14 protein-coding genes are annotated in these 23,033 nt (G+C 64.1%); 12 read left to right on the top strand and 2 right to left on the bottom strand.

Annotated features, from left to right (window positions below; genetic code table 11):
* The first annotated feature begins 231 nt into the window (after positions 1 to 231).
* The 4 genes from ACFPB1_RS14845 to ACFPB1_RS14830 all read left to right on the top strand — a co-directional run bounded on the left by ACFPB1_RS14845 (position 232) and on the right by ACFPB1_RS14830 (position 4,383).
* Complete coding sequence (locus ACFPB1_RS14845; protein WP_379226752.1) at positions 232 to 1,155, top strand: carbohydrate ABC transporter permease; 924 nt, start codon at positions 232 to 234, stop codon at positions 1,153 to 1,155.
* Positions 1,152 to 1,979, top strand: a complete 828-nt coding sequence (locus tag ACFPB1_RS14840) for a carbohydrate ABC transporter permease (protein ID WP_379226587.1) — start codon at positions 1,152 to 1,154, stop codon at positions 1,977 to 1,979. The genes ACFPB1_RS14845 and ACFPB1_RS14840 overlap by 4 nt, the downstream gene beginning before the upstream one ends.
* 37 nt (positions 1,980 to 2,016) lie before the next feature.
* On the top strand, positions 2,017 to 3,348 hold the full coding sequence (locus ACFPB1_RS14835) for an ABC transporter substrate-binding protein (protein ID WP_379226585.1): 1,332 nt from the start codon (positions 2,017 to 2,019) through the stop codon (positions 3,346 to 3,348).
* 72 nt (positions 3,349 to 3,420) lie between these two features.
* The gene (locus tag ACFPB1_RS14830) at positions 3,421 to 4,383 is read left to right on the top strand and encodes a mannonate dehydratase (RefSeq protein WP_379226583.1); all 963 of its coding nucleotides are present in this window, start codon (positions 3,421 to 3,423) and stop codon (positions 4,381 to 4,383) included.
* Between the two features lie 160 nt (positions 4,384 to 4,543).
* Here ACFPB1_RS14830 and ACFPB1_RS14825 read toward each other — a convergent pair whose 3' ends face one another.
* Positions 4,544 to 4,834 (bottom strand): hypothetical protein, encoded by a 291-nt coding sequence (locus ACFPB1_RS14825; protein ID WP_379226581.1) that lies wholly within the window; start codon positions 4,832 to 4,834, stop codon positions 4,544 to 4,546.
* A 263-nt stretch (positions 4,835 to 5,097) separates the two neighbouring features.
* Positions 5,098 to 6,483 carry a mandelate racemase/muconate lactonizing enzyme family protein gene (locus ACFPB1_RS14820; RefSeq protein ID WP_379226579.1) on the bottom strand — a complete coding sequence of 462 codons (1,386 nt, stop codon included), beginning with the start codon at positions 6,481 to 6,483 and terminating at the stop codon, positions 5,098 to 5,100.
* 234 nt (positions 6,484 to 6,717) lie between these two features.
* Between ACFPB1_RS14820 and ACFPB1_RS14815 the strand changes: the two genes are divergently transcribed.
* The 8 genes from ACFPB1_RS14815 to ald all read left to right on the top strand — a co-directional run bounded on the left by ACFPB1_RS14815 (position 6,718) and on the right by ald (position 22,472).
* The gene (locus ACFPB1_RS14815) at positions 6,718 to 7,590 is read left to right on the top strand and encodes a sugar phosphate isomerase/epimerase family protein (RefSeq protein WP_379226577.1); all 873 of its coding nucleotides are present in this window, start codon (positions 6,718 to 6,720) and stop codon (positions 7,588 to 7,590) included.
* A gap of 123 nt (positions 7,591 to 7,713) precedes the next feature.
* Positions 7,714 to 7,878, top strand: a complete 165-nt coding sequence (locus ACFPB1_RS14810; RefSeq protein WP_379226575.1) for a hypothetical protein — start codon at positions 7,714 to 7,716, stop codon at positions 7,876 to 7,878.
* 695 nt (positions 7,879 to 8,573) lie between these two features.
* Positions 8,574 to 11,954 (top strand): S8 family serine peptidase, encoded by a 3,381-nt coding sequence (locus ACFPB1_RS14805; RefSeq protein ID WP_379226573.1) that lies wholly within the window; start codon positions 8,574 to 8,576, stop codon positions 11,952 to 11,954.
* 33 nt (positions 11,955 to 11,987) lie between these two features.
* A complete protein-coding gene (locus ACFPB1_RS14800; RefSeq protein WP_379226571.1) occupies positions 11,988 to 16,364 on the top strand; it encodes a S8 family serine peptidase in 4,377 nt (1,458 codons plus the stop codon).
* A gap of 328 nt (positions 16,365 to 16,692) precedes the next feature.
* A complete protein-coding gene (locus tag ACFPB1_RS14795) occupies positions 16,693 to 17,340 on the top strand; it encodes a carbohydrate-binding family 9-like protein (protein ID WP_379226569.1) in 648 nt (215 codons plus the stop codon).
* 6 nt (positions 17,341 to 17,346) lie between these two features.
* On the top strand, positions 17,347 to 19,008 hold the full coding sequence (locus ACFPB1_RS14790; protein ID WP_379226567.1) for a DUF4091 domain-containing protein: 1,662 nt from the start codon (positions 17,347 to 17,349) through the stop codon (positions 19,006 to 19,008).
* Between the two features lie 562 nt (positions 19,009 to 19,570).
* Positions 19,571 to 21,247, top strand: a complete 1,677-nt coding sequence (locus tag ACFPB1_RS14785; protein WP_379226565.1) for a PucR family transcriptional regulator — start codon at positions 19,571 to 19,573, stop codon at positions 21,245 to 21,247.
* Between the two features lie 109 nt (positions 21,248 to 21,356).
* The gene (gene ald / locus ACFPB1_RS14780) at positions 21,357 to 22,472 is read left to right on the top strand and encodes an alanine dehydrogenase (RefSeq protein ID WP_379226563.1); all 1,116 of its coding nucleotides are present in this window, start codon (positions 21,357 to 21,359) and stop codon (positions 22,470 to 22,472) included.
* The last annotated feature ends 561 nt before the right edge of the window (positions 22,473 to 23,033 follow it).

The raw sequence follows: 23,033 nt of genomic DNA, 5'->3' as shown, positions 1-23,033 counted from the left end.
CGCGAAACGCATAATTATTCCCCCCTAACCGGCAACCGTGCGGAGGCGGAGGCCGGTTGAAAAAAATCGCTAAAATAATCCTACAAATTCATAATTTCTTCGCCTTTTACAATGTAACCGCTTTCGCTAAAGTTAAGGAGCGCCCGGAGCAGGGCGATTCATTCGAATATCGGAGGAGGAGATACAGGGGTGGCTTCTGACGCGTTATCCCTTGCCCCCGGCGCGGAGTCGATGACGGCGCCCGGGAAACGCCGCAGGAACAAGGGCGAAACCAATTTGGCCGGTTATACGTTCATAGCCCCGTGGCTGCTCGGCTTTTTTCTGCTGACGCTCTGGCCCATCGCGCAATCCTTCTATTTGTCGTTCACGGAATATTCGCTGCTCGAAGCGCCTGTATGGACGGGAACGGCCAATTACAAGAACATCTTCACGAACGACGCGACCTTCGTCCAATCGCTCGGCGTGACCTTCACGTTCGTGCTCGTCTCGGTCCCGCTGAAGCTGTTCTTCTCGCTGCTCGTGGCGATGGCGCTCAGCAAGAACATCCGGGGCATGAACGTCTACCGGACGGCGATCTACTTCCCGTCGCTGATCGGGGGCAGCATCGCGGTGGCCGCGCTCTGGCGCAACATGTTCGGCCTCGACGGGTACGTGAACCAGGTGCTCGCCTGGTTCGGCATTCAAGGCGTCGGCTGGATCTCGAACCCCGACACGTCGCTCGGCACGCTGATCCTGCTCAACACGTGGCAGTTCGGCTCGACGATGGTCATCTTCCTGGCGGGCCTCAAGCAAATTCCCCAGGAGCTGTACGAGTCCGCCGCGGTCGACGGCGCCGGCCGCTTCCGCAAGTTCGTCGCCATCACGCTGCCCATGCTGTCGCCGGTCATGTTCTTCAACCTCGTGCTCGGCATCATCGGCTCGTTCCAAACCTTCACCTCGGCGTTCATCATCACGAAGGGCGGCCCGATCAATTCCACGTACGTCTACGCGCTGTACCTCTATGACAAGGCGTTCAAGCATTACCAGATGGGCTACGCCTCCGCGCTGGCGTGGATTCTGCTCTTCATCGTGGCCGCGCTGACGGCGCTGAATTTTTTGGCTTCGCGTTATTGGGTGTTCTACGAGTCGGACGGAACGGGAGGGAAGAGCGGATGAACGCGTCTCGCAGCAAGCTCAATCATCTGTTCCTGGCGCTCTTCTCCCTCCTGATGCTGTATCCGGTCATCTGGTGGGTCGGGGCGTCGCTGAAGAAGACGGCGGAGCTCAGCCTGCCGACGCTCTGGCCGGCAACGCCGATGTGGGAGAACTACAGCAAGGGCTGGCACTTCTCCGGGGACTACACGTTCGCGCACTTCTTCGGCAACACGCTGCTGATGGAGCTCGGCAACGTCACCGGCGGCGTCTTCACCGCCGCGCTCGTCGCCTACGGCTTCAGCCGGCTGCGGTTCAAGCTGCGGGGCTTCTGGTTCTCGATATTGCTGCTCACCATGATGCTGCCCGGCCAGGTGACCGTGGTGCCGCAATATATCCTGTTCAATAAGCTGGGCTGGGTGGACAGCTACGTGCCGCTCGTGCTGCCGCATTTCTTCGGCGGCGGGGCGTTCTTCATCTTCCTGCTCGTGCAGTTCATCCGCGGCATCCCCCGCGATCTGGACGAGGCGGCGAAGATCGACGGCACGTCCGTGTACGGCATCTTCTTCCGGATCGTGCTGCCGCTCATCAAGCCCGCGCTCGTGACGGTCGCGATCTTCACGTTCATCTGGAGCTGGGACGACTTCTTCGCGCAAGTGCTGTACATCAGCTCCGTCGACAAATTCACCGTCGGACTCGCGCTGCGCATGTTCATCGACCAGTTCGACATTCAATGGGGGCAGCTGCTCGCGATGTCGCTGTTGTCCATTACGCCTTCCGTCCTGATCTTCCTGTTCGCGCAGAAGTATTTCGTCGAAGGCATCGCCACGACCGGGCTGAAAGGCTAACGGTCCAATACACGATCAAGAGAGGGGATTGCGAGTGATGAGAAGAAGAAAGCCGGCGGCACTGCTACTAACGGGGCTGACGCTGCTGCTTGCGGCGACGGCGTGCGGCAGCGGAGGAGGGAACAGCGGCGAGGGGAACGATAACGCCGGCGCGGACGATAACGGCGGGGAGACGAAGCCCGCGGCCAAAGTCACGCTGGGCATGATGTGGTGGGGCCCGGACGAGCGCCATACGGCGACCAAGAGCGCGCTCGAGCTGTACGCGAAGCAGTTTCCGAACGTGAGCTTCAAGCCCGAGTTCATGGCCTGGGACGCGTACTGGCAGAAGCTGCCGACGCTGGCGGCGTCCAAGTCGATCCCGGACGTGCTGCAGATGGACGCGGCGTACATTCAGGAATACGTGTCGCGCGGGCAGCTGGAGGATCTGTCCGACGTCGACTTAAGCGGCATCGTCGATCCGAAGGTCGTGGAGAACTTGAAGATCGGCGGCAAGCTGTACGGCATCCCGCTCAGCCAGAATGCCGCCGGCATCGCGTTCAACAAGACGGAGCTGGAGCAGTACGGCATTCCGCTTCCGCAGCAGAACTGGACGTACGACGAGTATTTCCAATGGGCCAGGGACGCCCGCGCGAAGCTGCCGGAGGGCAAGTACCCGATCGGCGACACGACGTCCTGGGACGGGTTCAATATGTACCAGACGTCGATGGGCAAGCCGCCGGTCATGGCCGACGGGGGCAAGACGTTCACGCTCGACAAAGACCTGTTCATGCAGTTCTACGAGACGTACGCGGACTTCCGCAAGAATAAGATCGTGCCGCCGGCGGAGAAGGCGGCCGCCTTCCTCGAGAACGACCCGCAGGCCGATCCGATGGCATCCGGCGTGGTCATGACCCGCGGCGCCACGACCGGCTCGGTCAGCGCCCTGGAGCAGCTCATGCCCGGCAAGGTCGGCGTCGTCAACATGCCGACGGGTCCTTCCGGCGGCGGCTGGGCGCAGTCGACGATCTTCCTGAGCGTCAGCGCGAACTCCAAGAATAAGGACGAGGCGAAGCGTTTTGTGAAATGGTTCATTACCGACAAGGAGGCGGGTAAGACGCTCGGCCTGACCCGCGGCATTCCGATCAATCCGGAGATCTACAAGGAGCTCGAGCCGACGCTCGCGCAGAAAGACAAGCTCGGCAAGGAAATTTACGACCTCTCGGTGGAGAAGGCGCTGCCGTTCTATTCCGCCGCGGCGGGCTTCTCGGAATGGGTGGATACGTATAACAAGGAAATGCAGGCGGTGACGTACGGGCAGCAGTCGATCGAAGCGGCGTACGATAAAATCAACAAGATGGGCACGGAGCTGGCGGCGAAGGCCGGCTCGTAAGACGGGCCTCGGCCGAAGCGGCGGCAGGCCGATGGAAGATGGCGGATACTAAACGAAGGGAGCTAGTGTGCTATGCAGCTTGCGGAATTTTTCTCGTCGCAGCCGTCCCGGCTGTGGCAGCTGGCGAAGCAGATGAACGTGAATTACGCGGTCGGAGGCCTGCCCTGGGAGGAGACGAAGGAGAAGCCTTGGGATCTGATGCCGCTCGTGCGGATGAAGCAGCGGTACGCCGATCACGGCCTGGAGCTGCTCGTCATCGAATCGATGCCCCCGAGCAATTGCATCAAGCTCGGCACGGAGGGCCGCGACGAAGAGATCGAGACCTTCCAGAAGTTCCTGATCAATATGGGGGCGGCCGGCATCCCGGTGCTCTGCTACAACTTCATGGCGCAGTTCAACTGGTTCCGCACGTCCACGACGACGGTGTCGCGCGGCGGGGCGCTGGTCTCGAGCTACGATCACAGCCTGATGCAGAACGCGCCGCTGACGGAAGCGGGCATCGTGACGGAGGAGCGGCTGTGGGAGAACCTGCATTACTTCATGGAGCGGATCGTGCCCGTCGCCGAGGAGGCGAAGGTGAAGCTGGCGCTGCACCCGGACGATCCTCCGGTCACGCCGATTCGCGGGGTGTCGCGCATTTTGCGCAGCGCGGCCGCGCTGCAGCGCGCGATCGACCTCGTGCCGAGCCCGTACAACGGCATCACGCTGTGCCAGGGCACGCTGGCGACGGCCGGCGACGACATCCCGCGGGTCATCCGCGAGTTCGCCAAGCAGGATAAGCTGTTCTTCGTCCACTTCCGCGACGTGAAGGGCACGGCGGAGAAGTTCGAGGAGACGTTCCACGACAACGGGAAGACGAACATGCTCGAAGCGATGCGGACGTACTACGAGGTCGGCTACCGCGGACCGGCGCGGCCGGACCACGTCCCGACGATGGCCGGCGAGGATAACGGCAATCCGGGCTACGAGCTGCTCGGCCGGCTCTACGGCATCGGGTACATCAACGGCTTGATGGAAGCCGCTTCGGCCGGCTGAAGCGAGGGGCCGCAGGCGGGAAGGGAAGCCGCGGCATGCGGCCATAGACGAACGAAGGACGATCCCCGGATCGGCGCGGACGGCGCGCTCGACCCGGGGATCGTCCTGTGCGTGGAGCAGAGTCCCCGGCTGTATCGTCTCCCGGCTCCCGGTCCGCGCGCTACCTTTCGCGTTTGGCCGCGCTGACCAGGAGCAGAATGCCGGTGACCAGATGGAGGAGCCAGCCAAGGAACGGAATCCAGCCCAGGACGCACGTGATCAGCCCCATGACCGAGCCGTACTTGGCTTCGCGGTTCTGGATCGAGAGCCCCAGCGCGATCAGATGCAGCACGAACATGATGAAGAGCGGCGCATAGCTCGTTCCGATGATGATCACGGCGCTCAATAGGGGAATCGCCAGCAGCAGCTCGCATACCCCGGTCGTCCATCTCAACGCTCGAGAACCCGTCATAACGCATTCACTCCTTTCTCCTTGTTTTCCAGTTCCTGTAAATGGTAACGCATGGGACTTACCATGGTCAATGGCCGGATATCCGCGCCGGCCGTATGGGCCGCTTCCATGCGCTGCCTGGCTGCTCCGGAGAGCCGGATTCCGGCTCGGCTGCCGTACGGTTCGGCGCGGGCGGGCAGCCAATGGCAAAGGCAAGAACCCCCTTCCGAACGGGAAGAGGGTCCTTGCCTGCTCTTGCCTGCTTGCCTTGCGCGCGCGCCGGCTCAGCTCCAGAGCCGGTCGTTGGAATGGTACTTGTTCCACTGGTCCGTCGACTCCCACAAGCCCGGCACGTCGGGATGCAGATGCGCCGCGAGCACCTCGTCGTTCAGGTCGTCGATGCCGAGACCGGGCGCGTCGCTGACCTCGATGAAGCCGCCCTGCACCAGCTTCTTCGGCAGCCGGCTCCCGACGACGATGTCGTCCCACCAGTCGACCTCGCAGGAATGGTACTCGAGGGCGAGGAAATTTTCCGTCGCCGCCGCCACATGCGCCGCCGCGAGGCAGGCGATCGGGCTTTCCGCCATGTGAATGGCCATCGCGACGCCGTAGTCCTGCGCCATGTCGCCGATTTTCTTCGTCTCCAGAATGCCGCCCGCCGTCAGCACGTCGGGATGGATGACGGAGACGCCGCCGGCTTCGAGCAGCGGCCGGAAGTTCTCCTTGAGGTAGATGTCCTCGCCCGTGCAGACCGGCGTCGTCACCGCGCGCGCCAGTCGCGCGTACTGCTCCGTGTACTGCCACGGAATCATGTCTTCCATCCACGCCAGGTTGAACTTGTCGATGCGGCGGCCGAGCTTGATGCAGTCCTCCAGGCCGATATGGCCGAAATGGTCGATGGCGAGCGGCACCTGGCCGCCGATGACCGCGCGCACGTCTGCTACGTACTGCTCCAGCATGTCCAGCCCCTTCTCCGTCACATGGATGCCGGTAAAAGGATGCGGAATGTTGGAGATGTCGTAGTGGCGGTTGACGATCTGCCGGCGTTCGGCGTCGGTCAGGCCGCCGGCATCCTTCCGGTACCGGTCGCGGGACCTCGCGCGCATCTCCTCGAGGAAGCCGAGCGGCGCGCTCAGCGTGCCGGGCTCGTGGATCAGCTGGCCGATGCCGAGGTCCATCTTCAGAAACGTAAAGCCGTCGTCCATCCGCTTCTTCAGCGCCACGCCCATCGCCGTGCCCGTCGCCTTATCGACGACGTCCGTGTCGCAGTACATGCGGATCCGGTCGCGGAACCGGCCGCCGAGCATCTGGTAGACGGGCACGCCGTAGGCTTTGCCCGCGAGATCCCACAGCGCGATCTCGATGCCGCTCACGCCGCCGCCTTGGCGCGCATGGCCGCCGAACTGCTTGATCCGGCGAAACAGCTTGTCGACGCTGCACGGATTTTCGCCGAGCAGCCGGCCTTTGAGCAGCTGGGCGTACACCTTGTCCGCGCCGTCGCGCACCTCGCCGAAGCCGACCAGGCCTTGGTTCGTGTAGACTTTGATCAGGCTGCTGTGAAACGGCGCGCCGACGATGTCGGCGAACCGGATATCGGTGATGCGGAGCTCCGACGGCTTCGAATGCCCGCTCACGTGCGCCAGCGTTTCCTCGTACGTTTGCTCGTTCATGCATGGATGCCCCCTTCGGTCGTTGGATTCCCGTTTTCCTCTTCATCTTAGTGAACCGGAGGCAAAGGGGCGATGCCGTAAAGTTATGATTTCGTTTGATTTTTCGTTTGATTTTCCCGTTTCGTTTCTCGGCCCGGGGCAGGCGGTGCGGCGCGGCGGCATTTTGCAGTGGGACGGCGGACGATCGCGTGCTAGAATAAGAGGCGAATCGATAGAGGAAAGGCGGGAACGCAGATGAAAATCGGATTGAGCACGTACAGCCTCCTGAATGCGCTGAAGGCCGGGGAGATGACGGTGCTGGACGCGATCGACTGGATCGCCGAGAATGGCGGGGAGCATATGGAGATGGTGCCGTACGGCTTCACCCTCGTCGACAACCCCGAATTGGCGGACGCGGTCCGCGAGCGGGCGAAGGCGGCCGGCATTGAACTGTCAAACTATTCCATGCCGGCGAACTTCGTGCAGCCGGACGAAGAAGCGTTCGAGGCCGAGATGGCCCGCGTGAAGGCGCACGTCGATCTCGTGCATCGGCTCGGCATGAAGCATATGCGCCACGACGTGACGGCCTTCACGATCGAGCCGGCGCAGATGACGATCGGCTGGTTCGAGGAGAGCCTGCCGCTCATCGTCAAGGGCAGCCGGATCATCGCCGACTACGCGGCGCAGTTCGGCATCACGACGACGATCGAGAACCACGGCTTCAGCGTGCAGGCGAGCGACCGCGTGCAGCGGGTATTGCTGGCGGTGGACCGCCCGAACTTCAAGACGACGCTCGACGTCGGCAATTTCATGTGCGTGGACGAGAATCCCGTCATCGGCGTCATGAAGAATCTCCCTTACGCGTCGCTGGTCCACTTCAAGGATTTTTACTTCCGGCCGTTCGACGAGCCGCCAGGCGGCGGGGACTGGTTCCGCACGAGCAACGGCAATTACCTGCGCGGCGCGATCGTCGGGCATGGCGAGATCCCGCTGCGCCGCATCGTCAAGCTGATCAAGCAGTCCGGCTACGACGGAAATATCACGGTCGAGTTCGAGGGCATGGAGGAATGCAAGCGGGCCTCGCGCATCGCGATGGACAACCTCCGCGCGCTGTGGAACGAAGCCTGATCCCGGTTTCCGAATCGATTGAACGCGAGGCGCGGACGGCAGTCCGCGCCGATTGAATTTATGGGCAACTCTCGCGCCGCCGGTCATATACTTCTGTATAACCGCCTGAAAGAGGGGATGACCATGACCGACTTCGAGGAACGCTTGATTTCCGTGCTGAAAGAAATCAAATCCGAGCTGAGCATGATCAGCAAACGGCTGGATTCCTTGGCCGACCACGTGGACGATTCCAGAAGAAGCCTGGATACGCTCAACGAACTGGTGCAGGTCATCGCCTATTCCGACTGACCGCGCATTGCCTTTGCAAACGTTTACGGGATGCGCCCGACTGGAAGAGAAGCAACGCATCGTCGCCTGATCATAGCATAGTCAAGCCGCCCGATCTCGGGCGGAAGGCCCACGCCTCGGCTTGGGCCTTTTTTGCGTTCTTCGGCAGACCCCGCCGGTGAAGGAGAGACTCGGACGGGCAGGGATAAGCACGGGATTTATTTGCACTATTTGTATAGTATTATATGAAACTCGGACAGGGAGTCTCTCTATGGATTCGGATGATTTATACAAGAGGAAGGAACGGAACTTCGTCAGGACGCGATTTTACTCTATTACAATCTTACATAATACGTCATTATTATGAGGAAAATCCTTTAATAATTTAACGCTTTACTAGGACAATGTTTAAAATTATAAAGGTTTTGAAAATTAAGAGAGAAAATGATCGGCAAAATTCATCGTACTATTTACATGTGTATGTTACATGTATATGAAATATTTCAAATTGCAATAGTACTTTAATCTTATCACTATGTAAGCATTTTAACAATAAGTAGTAAATATTCATTGTCAGTGAATTTGTACTATGTTACAATTCTCTCGAATTTTACGTTATGCTAGATTTGCCGCGAGAGGCAGGTGGACCACAGCCGGAAAACCGCTCCGCTCATGTCTACATAGGTCTAATTTCTGCTTATCTGGAGGGTGACAACTTGAAAAAAGAACTGGTAAAGAAGTCGATCGCGATCGCAGCCTTTTCCTCGCTGCTGGTCGGTTCGGCTGGGCCCGCGCTTGTGCACGCGGCAGGGACGGACGCAAGGAAGAGCGACTGGACCGCCGAAACGGCCCCCAAGGAACGCGTCGTGCAGGCTGCGCCGCAAACCGGCAAACCGAAGGACGGCGCTAAGCCCGTCCTGCCGGGCAAAGCCGGCCTGGCCGAATCCGGCGGCCGGATCATCGTGAAGTACAAGCCCGGCTTCCGCGCGGCTTCGGCGTCGATTCTGCCGTCCGCCAAGACGAAGAGCAGCGTCTCGCTTCCGGGGCTTGGCGCTTCGCTCGTTCAGCTCGCGAACCCGGCGGACGCGGAGCAAGTGCTCGCCGCGCTGAACAAGGACCCGAACGTCCTGTACGCCGAGCCCGATCTTCGAATCGGCACTTCGCGTTTGCGTACGGACGACGCGGCGGCGAAGGAAGCGGCTGCTTCCAAGGTCGCGAAAGAAGGGAACGCAGCGAAGTCGGCCAAGTCGGTTAAGGAGGCGGAAGTCGAATCGCCCGACGATACGTACTTCCCGCAGCAGTGGGCGCTCCGCAACACGGGGCAAACCCCGCCGTTCAACTACAACGACCCGGCGCTGGAAGGACATCCCGGATTGGTCGGACTCGACGTCAAGGCACCGGAAGCGTGGACCGTGACGAAGGGAAGCCCGCGCGTCACGGTCGCCGTCATCGATACCGGCGTGCAGGCTGACCATCCGGACTTGGCGGGCAGCATCTGGACTAATCCGAAGGAGCGGGCCGGCAACGGGAAGGACGACGACGGCAACGGGTTCGTCGACGACGTCCACGGCTGGAACTTCGTAGACGGCAGCAATGTGACGTACAGCGAGATCGACGGGGACATCCACGGCACGGCCGTGGCCGGCCTCATCTCGGCCGCCGCGAATAACGGCATCGGCGTGGCGGGCGTCGCGCCGGACGTGACGATCATGCCCGTGAAATACGTCAGCAAGGTGGGCGGCTACGTATCGGATCTGATCAAGGCGATCGCCTACGCGGAGGCGAACGGCGCGCAGATCGCCTACCTGAACGCGGAATCGTACGTCTACAGCCAAGCGCTGAAGGACGCCATCGACGGCTCGTCGATGCTCTTCGTCGCCGGCTCCGGCGATTATGGCATCAGTACGGACGGCATCCCGTCCTATCCGGCGTCCTTCGACAGCCCGAACATCCTGTCGGTCACCGGCATCGACAACGAAGGACGCCTCACGGCCGACGCCAATATCGGCTACAAATCCGTCGACGTTGCCGCGCCGGGCGAAGCGGTCGCGACGACCATGCCGGTGTCGAATCCGGGCCTCGCCGCGGAGATCGCGGACCCCGCGAACGGCTCCAAGGTGATCTTCAACGGCATCGCCTTCGAGAACATCCTGGACGACGAGGATGCGGATTACGATTACCGCCAGGACGCGTTCGACGCAGCCATGGATTACCTCGGCGCGTCCAAGTACGACTCCGGCAAGAAGATCCTGCTCGTGCAGGACGATTTGTCCAATTACACGGAGATTCCGAGCTCCAGCAAGCTGGCGAAATACAAGGACTTGCTGGAGGATTACGCCGGGCAAGTGGATATCGTGCAGTCGGCGCCGGACGGCGGGGACGGCCCTTCGGCGGAGCAGATGAAGGGCTATGACGCGGTCATCTGGTTCACGGGCATGGCCGATCGGTACTACGTCTCCAATCTGACCGAGAACGACCGCAGCAGCTTGACCGCATTCATCCAAGGCGGCGGCCATCTGATGCTGACGGGCTCCAACGTGCTGAACGGCCCGACGGAAGAAAGCGGCGAAGAGGAGTCGAGCATTATCGACACGCCGTTCGTCAAGGACGTGCTGCATTTGGCGTTCGTGAACCAGTATTTCTACAGTAAAGCGGTCGGCTTGCCGGATACGATTTACGCCTACAAGGAATACCCGCTGGACGAAGACAAGGACAGCTACAACTGGATCATTTCCCGGGATCCCGCGATCGCCAAGATCAACTTGATGAACGTCGTGAAGGACTTCCAAGGCAGCAGCTACACCTACACGCGGGGCACGGACATGGCGGCGGCGCAAGCGGCAGGCGCGGCGGCGCTCGTGCTGAGCCAGGACGAATCGCTGAGCGCGCTCGCGGCGAAGCAGCGGGTCGTCAACAGCGGCACGCGCCTCAGCTCGCTGACGGGCAAGACGGCGAGCGGACGGCTGATCGACGCGTATCAAGCGCTGTCCGACGACGACGTGCCGGGCACGCCGTTCCCGGGCGGCAGCGTGTCCAACCGGCTCGATGACCAAGCCGACCGGAACGACGTGTACGCGGTGGAGCTCCATGCGGGCGAGGACGTGAACCTTGCGCTGACGGGCGACGCGGGTACCGATTTTGACCTCTATCTCTACGCGCCGGAGGCGGCGACCGTCGATTCGAACGCGAATCTGCTGGCGTATTCGGAGAACAAGAAAACGTCCAAGGAGTCGATCACCTATAAAGCGACGCGGACCGGAACGTATTACGTCGACGTCTATGCCCTTAATGGCAAAGGCGCGTATACGCTGACGCTCGCGACGGATAACGGCATCGGCGGTTACGAGGATACGAGCAAGTCGCTCGCGTTCACCGGCGATTGGACGCAGTTGACAGGCGGGGCTTACACGGGCGGCAGCATGAAGCAGATCGACGCCGCGGGCAGCGTGGAATTCGCGTTCGACGGCAGCTATTTCGCCTGGATCGGCTCGAAGAATCCGAAGCAGGGCATCGCCGACGTGTACGTGGACGGCAAGCTGGCGGCATCGCCTTCCCTCTACGCCGCGAAGCCGCTCGACAAGCAGACCGTGTTCGAGAAGCAGCTGCCGAACGGACGGCACGCGATTAAGATCGCCTGGACCGGCAAGCACGATCCGAAGGCCAAGAAATCCGACCCGACGTTCATTAACGTCGACGCCTTCGACGTGAAGCGCCTGCTGCAGGAGATCGACTACGATATCGCCTACACGGGAAAATGGACGATGACCTATGGCGCGAAGTATTTCGGCGGCGAAGCCGCTTATTCGTCGCAAGCGGGAAACAGCGCGACGGTGGCCTTCGAAGGCACGAAGGCGACGGTCTACGCGAACGTCGGCCAGGACCGGGGCAAAGCGAACGTGTATATCGACGGCAAGCTGGTCACGCCGGACGCGATCGACCTGTACGAAGCCGCAGACCGCTACCGCGCCGTCATCTTCGAGACGGAGACGCTGTCTCCGGGCAAGCATACGCTGAAGCTCGTCAACCTGGGCGAGAAGAACCCGCAGTCGGACGGAACGATCGTTTCGCTCGATGCCGTGGCAATTGCTGCCGAATAGAAGCCGACCATTTTACGAAAAGAGGAATCGCACTTGGCTAAATCCACTCTTATCCTGCAACGCACGGCCGCCGTTCTCGCGGCCTCCATGCTGCTGACGGCGCCGCTCGGCGGCATCGGCGAGGCGGCGGGCACCGCCGCCGGCGAACCTAAGCCTGCCGGTCAGCCGGCCGCAACGCCCGGCAAGCCGGACTCGGCACAGCTGCTCGCGCTGGCGTCCGCCAGCGGCGCCCGCGCGGCGGCCGGCTCCGTCGAGGAGCCCGTCGTCGTCGATCCGGGCATCGATACGTCCTCGAAGGAGGACATCAACGTCATCGTGCAGCTGAGTGAGCCGCCCGTTGCCGCCGCCCGGCACGCCTCCGAGCTGGCACGCGCCTCCTTCTCGGCCGAATCGGCCGAGCGCACCGTGAACGCGGAGCAGTCGACCTTCGTGTCCGCCGCGGCACGCAAGGGCATCGACCTGCACGTGAATTACAAGTACGACACGGTACTGAACGGCATGGAAGTGACCGTCCCCGCGGATCGGATTCCGCAGCTGGCCGCCATGGGCGGCGTGAAGTCCATCAGCAAGAACCTGACGTATCACGCGATCCCGCTGCCGCCGTCCGCCTCCGCGGAAGGAACCGCGGCGGATCCGAGTTTCGACATCGATCCTATCCGCCAGATCGGCGCGGACACCGCCTGGGCGAAAGGGCTGACGGGCAAAGGGCTGAAGGTCGGCGTCATCGACACGGGCATCGATTATGACCATCCGGACCTGAAGGACGCGTACAAAGGCGGCTACGACTCCATCAACAAGGATTATGATCCGTACGAAGACGTGCCGGACATCAGCTTCGGCTTTGCGGGCTCCGAGCACGGCACGCACGTCTCCGGCACGATCGCCGGCCGCGCGGCCAACCCGAACTCCGAGATCGTACAGAAAGGCATCGCATACGAGGCGGACCTGTACGTGTACAAGGTGCTCGGCGCCAAGATGGACCCGCGGACGTTCGAGATCAAAGTCACCGGCTCCTCCGCGCAGGTCATCGACGGCATCGAACATGCGGTCAAGGACCATATGGACGTCATTAATCTGTCCCTGGGGACGGATGGCGAGAAGAGCCCGGCTTCGCCGGACTCCATCGCCGTCAATAACGCCGTCCTGGCCGGCGTGACCGCCGTCGTGGCGAACGGCAATGCCGCCGATACGGGACCGTACTATTACTCCATGGGCTCGCCGGCAAGCGCGCAGCTGGCGATCTCCGTCGCCGCAGCGACGAGCGAGAGCAGCCATTTCAGCGGCAGCTTCACCGACTCGCTGACGGCGGAGCATCCGGCCTATTCGATCGACGTCATGGCGTGGCAGAACGGCCGCAGCGACTTTGCCGCCGAGCTGGGCACGGAGCCGCTGGACGCCGTGTATGCCGGCCTCGGGGCGGATCAGGATTACCAGACGGACGCCGAGGGCAAGGTCGTGCTCGTCTCGCGGGGCACGCTGGCGTTCGTGGATAAGATCAACATCGCCAGGAAGCACGGGGCGAAAGCCATTATCATCTTTAACGGCAACGCGCTGACGGACGCCCCGGAGACGGCCGACCTGTCCGAGCATGTCGAGGACCGGGACGGTAAAATCGGCTCCTCCGCCTTCCTCGGCGAGAACGGCGATTACATCCCTGCTTTCGACATGTCCGGTACCGAAGGCCGCGCGCTGGCCAGACGGATACTCGATCCAGCCAACGCGGGCGCTCCGCTGCAGATCACGTTCGGAGCGGACTTCCCGGAAACCGTCGTGCCGGGCGACACGATTGCGGAGTTTAGCTCCCGCGGCCCGAATTCGGACGGCAACTACGGCATCAAGCCGGACATCACCGCGCCGGGCGTGAATATTCGCTCGACCGTGCCGGCTTACGGCGAGATCGATTACGGCAGCGACCCGCAGCCGGATTACGACACCGCCTATTACCGGCTCAGCGGCACGAGCATGGCGTCCCCGCACATCGCGGGCCTCGCGCTGCTCATGAAGCAGGAGCATCCCGATTGGACACCGCGCGACGTGCGTGCGGCGCTCGCCAACACGGCGGATACGCTGCATGACCTCGACGGGACGCAGTACGACGTCTATTCCCAAGGCGCCGGCCGCGCGAACATGGCGAACGCCGTCCTGACGCCGGCAATCGTCGAAGCGATGGACCCGATCAAGGTCTACGACGAGAAGTTGAACGAGAAGATCATCGAAAGCGAGGCGAGCAGCGTCAGCTTCGGCGCGATCGAATCGGCGGCCGAGCCGGTCGTCAAGCCGCTTCGCGTCAAGAACCTGTCGGACGCGCCGGTGACGTACGCGGCCTCTGTCGTTCTGCATCCGAGCGTCACGTCGGATCCGAACGATCCGGTGCCGACGCCGGACGTCAGCGATCTCGCCATGTCGCTTGGCGGACTCGGCGAAGGCGATACCGTGACGGCGGAGGCCGGGGCTAGCGCATCCTTCACGTTATCGGCGACGGCCAAGGAAGGCGCGGCCCACGGCGTATACGAAGGCGAAGTTCGGCTGACGGCCAAAGGACTGCCGACGCTGCACCTGCCGTTCGTCGTTCACGTCGGCGACGACGCCGGGGACAACGATTTCGCGCTGGCGGATTTCGCACTGTCGAGCCAGCGGATCGTACCGGGCGCGCCGATCGACGCGACGGCGGCCTTGCTCGACGGTTCCATGAACTATGCCGAGGTCGATGTCTTGAACCTCGATGAAGACTACATGGGCACGCTGGCCTTCACGAACAGCCTCGACGAAGCCGGGCTGAAGCGGGTGCCGTTCGGGGAAGGTCCGATCAAGTTCGAGAAGCTCGACGGCAGCTACCACATGGAAGGAGAAGTCGACGAATACGGCTACGACGTCGTGAAGCAGCTGCCTGAAGGCCAATACTTGATCTCGATGTTGGTCGCCCATATTAACGAACAAAACGAACCGGACGCGGTCCAAAAGATCGGTTCGATGGTGTACGTGCAGGAAGAAGCGGGAGACGACGGGGCGGACAACCCGGGCAACCCGGACAATCCAGGCAACCCGGATAACCCGGGCAATCCAGGGAATCCAGGGAACCCGGGCAACCCGGGCAATCCAGGGAACCCGGGCAACCCAGGGAATCCGGGCAATCCGTCCGATCCGGGCCAAGGCGGCGGAGCGCCTTCGACCGGTGCTCCTGAGCCGGACGGCGCCTTGACGCCGCTTATGCTCGCGGCAGTCGCCGCGGCGGATCAGAAGGTTATCGCCTTGACGGGCAGCGCCGCATCCGAAGGCGGGAAGACGGTCGTGACCGTCACGGACGATGCCACCGCGAAAGCGCTGGACCAAACGCAAGGCAAGCCGGTCGTCTTCGGCATCACCGCCGGGACGGAATCGGAGCGCGGCACGGGCGCCCGCCTGACGCTCACCGCAGCGCAGACGAAGCTGCTCGCGTCCGCGCCGGCCGGCAGCGCCGTCGCGTTCGCCTGGAACGATGCGTCGGCTGCGATTCCGCTTGCGGCGCTGAAGGGCGAGGCCGGCCTTGCGGTCGACATCGCGCCTGCCGCGGACGGCAAGCCGCTGTTCGCTGGCGACTATCCGGAAGCGACCGTCCTCGGCACACCGTATTCCTTCGCGGCATACTCGCTCGCGGACGGCAAGGAGACGCCGCTGGCGCCGGCTCCGGACCAGCTGGTCCGCAAGGCGTTCGCGCTGGATGCGGGCATCGACGCCGCTCATGCCGGCGCGCTGTACGCGGACGGCGGCCATGCTAATCCGGTACCGGCGGCGTTCAAGAAGACGGCGGACGGCCGCACGATCGTGACGGTGTCGCGCCCGGGCTTCTCGACGTATGCCGCGGCCGAACGGCATGTCTCGTTCGTGGATGTGAAGACGTCCTGGGCGGCCGAGCCGATTCAGACGCTCGCGGACAAGTTCCTGCTGAACGGCACGTCCGCGGCAGCGTTCTCGCCGAAGAGCGCCGTCACGCGCGCGCAGCTCGCCTCGATGCTGGTCAACGCGGCCGGCTTGGACAAGGAAGCGCCGAAGGCGCCGTTCTCCGATGTCCAGGGCACGGAATGGTTCGCGGGGGATGTAGCCGCGGCGTATGAAGCCGGGCTGATTACGGGCAGCGGCGGCGCGTTCCGTCCGAACGATCCGGTGTCGCGCCAAGACCTCACCGTGATGCTCGCGAGAGCCATGAAGCTGCTTCATGTCGTGCCGGCGGGCGGAGCCCCGTCCCGTCCGTACGCGGACGCAGCGTCGTTCGGCGCTTATGCGCGAGTCAGCATCGACGCGGTGACCGCCGCAGGCTTGATGCAAGGCAGCGAACGGCAGGGCCGCGTCTTCTTCGACCCGGCGCAGCCGACCACGCGCGAAGCGGCCGCGAAAGTGCTGTACGAATTGCTTTCGGCTGCGAAGCTGATCTAATCGGAACGTAAAGGTACCAAGCAAAAGCCCTCTATCCGGGATGCGGATAGAGGGCTTCTTGCCGTATCGGCGCCGCGGCCGCGGCTGGACCCGGGGATGGCGGGCGGTTCGCGGCGCCGGTCCCCGCAGCGCAAAAAATCCGGCCGACTTGCTATATCTCCTTCGCTTCCCGGCTTCTATAATAGAGGAGATAGGATGCAAGATTACCGCGAGGGAGAGTGAACGCCATGACGACACGAAGCGGCGTCCGGCCGATAGCGCGGACCGGAACGCGAATGCGGGGGATCGGGGCTCGGACGGCGTGCCCGGCGAAAGAGGCGGTGCGGCGATGAGCCGCAGCGATGCGGAGCACGGCGTCTATCGCTGCCGGTATGCCGCGCTTTCGGCCGACGGCTCCGTTCAGTGGGCAGAGATCGCGTCCGTCTTGCTGACGGACGTCTCGACGGGGGCCGCCCCGGCGCTGCGGACGGCCGTGCAGGCCTGTTGGACCGGGAGCGACCTATGGTTCCGGTTCGAATGCGAGGACGACCATGTCGTCGCGACGATGACCGGCCATGACGATCCGCTCTACGAAGAGGATGTCGTGGAACTCTTTCTGGATGAGGATGGCGACGGGACGACGTATTACGAGCTCGAGGTCAGCCCGCGGAACGTCGTGTTCGACGCGCGGATCCGCAACGATTTGGCGGGCTCGAAGATGATCGAGCTGGAATGGCATGCCGCCGGAATGACGACGGACGTCCGCGAAGACGGACCGCTACGGATCTACGAGATCCGGCTGCCGCTCGCGAACTTCGGCCGCCTGCCGGCGGACGGCACGGCCTGGCGATGGAACGCCTACCGGATCGACGAAGACCGGAGCGGCGAGCGCCGCTATTGGGCCTGGCGCCCGACGGGGGCCGTGAACTACCATATTCCGGAGCGCTTCGGCACGCTGCTGTTCACGGGCGGTCCGGACATGAATGAGGAGGCCTGACGCAAGATGAACGAGACCCAATCGAAGCTCGAGCTGCGGTGCATCAGCTCGCTCGCAAAAGTATTCGCGGACGAGCCCCTGCGCGAAGCGCCCTACCGGCGGGCGAGCGCGCTCGAGAACGAAATCGCGTCCTTCCAGGTCGCGTACCGCGCGGACGCGCTGATTAAAGACATGCGGGTGTCCGTCCGCTCGGACATCGAGGCCGACATTACGCTCCGGGCGGTCGGCCTGGCTCCGTCCGAGCTGCCGGCGTACGCGGATCACGACGACGGCGTTCTGCGAACGGCGCCGGGCCTGTATCCCGATCCGCTGTTCGAGCTGCCGGGCGGGGCGGGCGCGGCGGCGCTTCCCGGCCAATGGCGCTCCGTCTGGGTGACGGTCGAGCCGCGCGCCGGCGTGCGGCCCGGCGCGCATACGATCGCGGTGGCTTTCGCTTCGGCGGCGGGCGAACCGCTCGGGGAGACGGACTTCGAGCTCGACATCGTCCCGCTGCGGCTGCCGGAGCAGCGGCTGCTGCACACGGAATGGTTCCATGCGGATTGCCTGGCGACCCATTACGGCGTCGACGTGTTCGGCGAGCGGCATTGGGAGATCATCGCGGCGTACGTGCGCACCGCGGCCAAGCACGGCGTGAACGTGATCCTGACGCCGATCTTCACGCCGCCGCTCGATACGCGGGTCGGCGGGGAACGGCCGACCGTCCAGCTCGTCGACGTCCGCGCCGAAGCGGACGGGAGCTACCGGTTCGGCTTCGCCAAACTGGAGCAGTGGGTGGCGCTGTGCCGGCGCGAAGGGATCGAGCGGTTCGAATTCTCGCACCTGTTCACGCAGTGGGGGGCGAAGCACGCGCCCAAGATCGTCGCGGACGCCGGCGGGACGGAGCGGCGGATCTTCGGCTGGGAGACGGACGCGGGCGGCGAAGCGTACGAAGCGTTCCTCCGGCAGTTCGTGCCCGCGCTGCGGACTTGGATCGAAGCGAACGGGCTGCGGGACCGCTGCCTGTTCCACGTCTCGGACGAGCCTTCGCTCCGGGATATCGAGGCGTACGCCCGCGCGAGCCGGCTGATCGGCGAGCTGCTGGAAGGTTATCCGGTCATCGACGCGCTGTCGGATTTCGCGTTCTACGAGAAAGGGCTGGTCAAGAACCCGGTCCCGGCGAGCAACCATATCGAGCCGTTTCTCGCGGCCGGCGTCGGCGGCTTGTGGACGTATTACTGCTGCGGGCAGTACAAGGAGGTCGCGAACCGCTTCTTCAGCATGCCGTCGGCGCGCAACCGGATTTTAGGCATCCAGCTGTACAAATTCGGCCTCGCCGGCTTCCTGCACTGGGGCTACAACTTCTGGTACGCGCAATATTCTGTCGGCCCGATCGACCCGTACCGGGTCACGGACGCGAGCCTCGCGTTTCCGTCGGGCGACGCCTTCCTCGTCTACCCGGGCGCCGACGGCCGGCCGGTCGAGTCGATCCGGCTGGAGGTGCTTCGCGAGGCGCTGCAGGATATGAGGGCGCTCGGGCTGCTGGAGGAGACATACGGCCGGGATTACGTCATCGCGGGCTTGGAGGAAGGGCTCGGCGAGCCCATCACGTTCAGCCGGTATCCGCGGGACGCCGCCTGGCTGCTGGCCAAACGGGAATGGGTGAACGCGAAGCTGAAGGAGCGGCCGTAGCCGCGTTCGATCGGAAAGACCAAACAAGCCTTGGCGGCCAATGCCGTCAAGGCTTGTTGTATGGTTCGGACGGCTCGGGTGCCGCGCCGGGGCCGCGGCCGGCTGCGGCGCGCGTCCGCCGTGCCGTTTGCGGCCGTGTTGGCCCGGCGAGCCTTGCGCCGCCAGTGCCATTCGCGTCTGGCTGGCCCGGCGAGCCGCGCGCCGCCGATGCCATTCGCGTCCGGCTGGCCCGGCGAGCCTTGCGCCGCCCGTGCGGTTCGCGGCCGCTGACCTGGCGAGCCTTGCGCCGCCTGCGCCGTTCGCATCCGGGCTGCCCCGCCAGCCTTGCGTCGCCCGCTTCGATTCCCTTGGCTTAATTTCCCTTTAGAATGACCGGATTGGAATACGTCTATTCTGCGCCGCGTTTGCTTAAAGCGTGCGCGGCGCCCGCGCCGGCACCGGAACGGCGCCGGAGCTCGCCGCGTGCCGGCAAGCCTTCGCCGCCGGGCTAGCCGAATGGTACAATAGAACCGTGCCGTTCCTCGCGAACGGATGTTTATTGTCATGACTGGGAGAAAGTGAAGTGACGCGCGTGGAGCAAGACGAACAATTGACCGTGCGGGACGTGCTGGCGAGGCCGGCGTTCCGGCACGCATACCTCGCGGCGGGCGCGGCGGGCCTCGGCCGTGCCGTTCGCTGGGTGCATATCATCGAAGTGATCCGGTTCGACCAGCTGCTGCAGGGCGGCGAGATGATTCTGACGACGGGAGCCGCGTTCAAGAACGACACCGCGGCGTTCCTGACGTATTTGGACCAGCTCGTCCGGTGCGAGGCGGCCTGCCTGTGCATCGAATTGGGCCATCACGTCAGCAGCGTGCCGGACGAATGGCTGCGCGCGGCGGAGGCGGTCGGCTTGCCGGTCATCGTCTTTCCGCGGAGCGTGCGGTTTATCGATATTACGCAAGACATTCATACGTACCGCATCCATCAGCATCATCGCGCGCTGCAGGAGCTGGAGAAGACGTCCCGCGCCTTTCACCGCATGACGCTGGCGTCGCAGGGCGTGAACCGGGTGCTCGAGCTGCTGCGCGACAGCGCGCGGGCGTCGGTCATCTACGTGCCGGAGGACGGCCCGCCGAGGTTCGTGCCGCCCGTCCCGGAGCGGGAGGCGGAGGCATGGCTCGCCTTTCTCGCCGGCTGGCGAAGCCGCGCCGCGGACTCGATCGGCGGCGGGGAGGCCGCGGAGGCGCCGGCGGTGGCGGAGCATGCCGGGCGGAGCGTCGTCATCCAGCCCGTCGGCGCCATGGGGAAGACGTGGGCGCATTTGCTGCTCGCATTCGGCCGGAAGCCGCAGGAATACGAATTTCTGATCCTCGATTCGGCGTCGCTGTCCATCGCGCAGGACCTGCTGCGCACGCGCTACGTCGAGGAGCGCCGGCTCTATTCGGAGACGCTGTGGGTCGATGATCTGCTGCATTTCCGGCTCCGCGACGAGGAGCAGGTCAAGCTGCTCGCCGGCGGCGCCTACCGGCAGCTGAACGAGCTGCCGTACCGGGTCGTCGTGATCGAGTTCGGCGACGGGCCTGCCGCCGCCGCTTCCGGCTTCGGGGACGACGGGACGGAGTCGGCGGGCATTCACCTCTCGCTCGCCGTGCGCACCGTGTTTGAGGGGCAGACGTTCCATCCGCTCATGACGCTGAAGAACGGCCGGCTCGTCGTCATCGCGTTCGACAAGGCGCCGAAGAAGCCGGTCAAAGAGCGGCTGCGTCAGGCGCTCGGTTCGCTCGGGCAGTTGAAGGCAGCGGGGGACGTGCGGATCTCGGCGGGCGTCGGCCGTCACGGCCGCGGCCTCCTGCAGGCCCACACGAGCTATCAGGAGGCGCTGCAGGCGCTGTCGCTCGCGCCGATTTTGCGGACGGACCCGGTGTTTTTCGATGAGATCGGGGTGTTCCATCTGCTGTTCCATATCGCGGACAAGGGTGTACTGGCTTCGTTCGTGCGGACGTACCTGGGGCCGATTCTCGACCACGACGAGGCGAAGGGCAGCGACCTGCTGCGCACGCTGAAGGTCTATCTGGATTGCGACGGCTCGAAGCGGATCGCGGCGGAGCGGCTGTTCATCGTCCGGCAGTCGCTGTACTACCGGCTGGACAAGATCGAGGAGCTGCTCGGCGCGGACTACATGGAGCCGGAGAAACGGCTCGCCCTGCAGGCCGGCATCCGGGCGTACCAGCTTCTGAAACCGGACGCGCCGGTGTAAGCTGTAAAAATCACGGTCCAAACGTTGGACATTTTGTCTAATGGAACCTCTCTCCCGCCGGCTTATAGTGGAAGCATCGAAACGATGACGAGAGAGAGGCGGATGCCGCATGTTGATCGGCGTACCTAAAGAAACCAAAAATAACGAGTTCCGCGTCGGCATGACGCCGGGAGCCGTGCTGTCTTATGTGAAGGCCGGGCACGAAGTGCAGGTAGAAACGGGGGCCGGCGCGGGCATCGGCTTCGCAGACGAGGATTACGTCGCGGCCGGCGCGACGATCGCGGCGGACGCGGCGGAAGCGTGGGCGGCCGACATGGTCGTGAAGGTGAAGGAGCCGCTGCCGGAGGAATACGGCTTTTTCCGGGAAGGGCTGATCCTGTACACCTACTTGCATCTGGCGCCGGAAGCCGGCCTGACGCAGGCGCTCGTCGAACGGGGCGTGACCGCGATCGCCTACGAGACGATCCAGCCGGACAACGGCACCCTGCCGCTCCTGACGCCGATGAGCGAAGTGGCGGGCCGCATGTCGGTGCAGATCGGCGCCCGTTTTCTGGAGAAGGCAAACGGCGGCAAAGGCGTGCTGCTCGGCGGCGTCCCGGGCGTTGAGCCGGGCAAGGTGACGATCATCGGCGGCGGCATTGTCGGGTCCAACGCGGCGCAGATGGCCGTCGGGCTGGGAGCCGACGTGACGATTCTCGACTTGAACCCGGACCGGCTGCGCCAGCTCGACGACCGGTTCCAGGGCCGAGTGAAGACGCTCATGTCGAATCCGTACAACATCGCCGAAGCCGTCCGCCGCGCGGACCTCGTCGTCGGCGCCGTGCTCATCCCCGGCGCGCGGGCGCCGCGGCTCGTGACGGAAGAGATGGTCCGGGCGATGAGCCCCGGCAGCGTCATCGTCGACGTGGCGATCGACCAAGGCGGCTCCATCGCAACGATCGACCGCATCACGACGCATGACGAGCCGACCTACGTGAAGCACGGCGTCGTCCATTACGCCGTCGCGAACATGCCGGGCGCCGTGGCGCGCACGTCCACGCTGGCGCTGGCCAACGCGACGACGCCGTACGGGCTGCGGATCGCCGGCAAAGGCTGGGCGCAAGCCGCCTTGGACGACAAAGCGATCGCGCGCGGCGTCAACGTCGCCGCCGGACGCGTGACGTATAAGGCCGTGGCCGACGCGCACGGACTCGCGCACACGGACGTGTACGCGCTGCTGCGGTAGCTTGCCGCGAGCGAAGCGTGAGGCGCGACGGAGCGGGCCGCGCGGGGCGGCCGGGGCCGGTGCGGCGCGAGGGTCGCGCCGAACGGTCGCGATGCGAGGGCTGCGCCGAACAAGCGCGCCAGGCCGGCTCGCGGAGCGGCTGGCTCGCGTGAGGCGAGGCGAGGCAGCCTGCGTTGCGCGCGGAACGGCCGGGGCTGGTGCGGCGCGAGGGTCGCGCCGAGCGGTTGCGATGCGAGGGCTGCGCCGAACAAGCGCGCCAGGCCGGCTCGCGGAGCGGCTGGCTCGCGTGAGGCGAGGCGAGGCGAGGCAGCCTGCGTTGCGCGCGGAACGGCCGGAGCAGCCAGGGGCCGGTGCGGGATGCAGCTTGCGGCGGTCGCGGCTTGCAAGCCGAAAAAGCCTCCGATTCCACAATGATGGAGTCGGAGGCTTTTTGACGTGTACGCCCAGCATGGGCGTCATCTCTAGGGTGAAAGTCCCGAACGGGGGCTGGCGAACGCCTACCGTTAGCCAAAAGCAAGGGTGTCCGCCGCGAGGCGGAATCTGAAGGAAGCTTACGGCAAA

The sequence above is a fragment of the Paenibacillus sp. GCM10023250 genome (genome assembly GCF_042653205.1).
GTDB lineage: Bacteria > Bacillota > Bacilli > Paenibacillales > Paenibacillaceae > Paenibacillus_Z.
The sequence above is the reverse complement of the archived record's forward strand: the minus strand, read 5'-3'. Positions and strand labels throughout refer to the sequence as shown.

What these genes read in the sequence shown, in the direction of transcription:
- ACFPB1_RS14820 (WP_379226579.1), bottom strand. Translation starts at nt 6,483, where the DNA reads ATGAACGAGCAAACGTACGAGGAAACGCTGGCGCACGTGAGCGGGCAT.
- ald (WP_379226563.1), top strand. Translation starts at nt 21,357, where the DNA reads ATGTTGATCGGCGTACCTAAAGAAACCAAAAATAACGAGTTCCGCGTC.
- ACFPB1_RS14810 (WP_379226575.1), top strand. Translation starts at nt 7,714, where the DNA reads ATGACCGACTTCGAGGAACGCTTGATTTCCGTGCTGAAAGAAATCAAA.
- ACFPB1_RS14835 (WP_379226585.1), top strand. Translation starts at nt 2,017, where the DNA reads ATGAGAAGAAGAAAGCCGGCGGCACTGCTACTAACGGGGCTGACGCTG.
- ACFPB1_RS14845 (WP_379226752.1), top strand. Translation starts at nt 232, where the DNA reads ATGACGGCGCCCGGGAAACGCCGCAGGAACAAGGGCGAAACCAATTTG.
- ACFPB1_RS14825 (WP_379226581.1), bottom strand. Translation starts at nt 4,834, where the DNA reads ATGACGGGTTCTCGAGCGTTGAGATGGACGACCGGGGTATGCGAGCTG.
- ACFPB1_RS14815 (WP_379226577.1), top strand. Translation starts at nt 6,718, where the DNA reads ATGAAAATCGGATTGAGCACGTACAGCCTCCTGAATGCGCTGAAGGCC.
- ACFPB1_RS14830 (WP_379226583.1), top strand. Translation starts at nt 3,421, where the DNA reads ATGCAGCTTGCGGAATTTTTCTCGTCGCAGCCGTCCCGGCTGTGGCAG.
- ACFPB1_RS14840 (WP_379226587.1), top strand. Translation starts at nt 1,152, where the DNA reads ATGAACGCGTCTCGCAGCAAGCTCAATCATCTGTTCCTGGCGCTCTTC.
- ACFPB1_RS14790 (WP_379226567.1), top strand. Translation starts at nt 17,347, where the DNA reads ATGAACGAGACCCAATCGAAGCTCGAGCTGCGGTGCATCAGCTCGCTC.
- ACFPB1_RS14795 (WP_379226569.1), top strand. Translation starts at nt 16,693, where the DNA reads ATGAGCCGCAGCGATGCGGAGCACGGCGTCTATCGCTGCCGGTATGCC.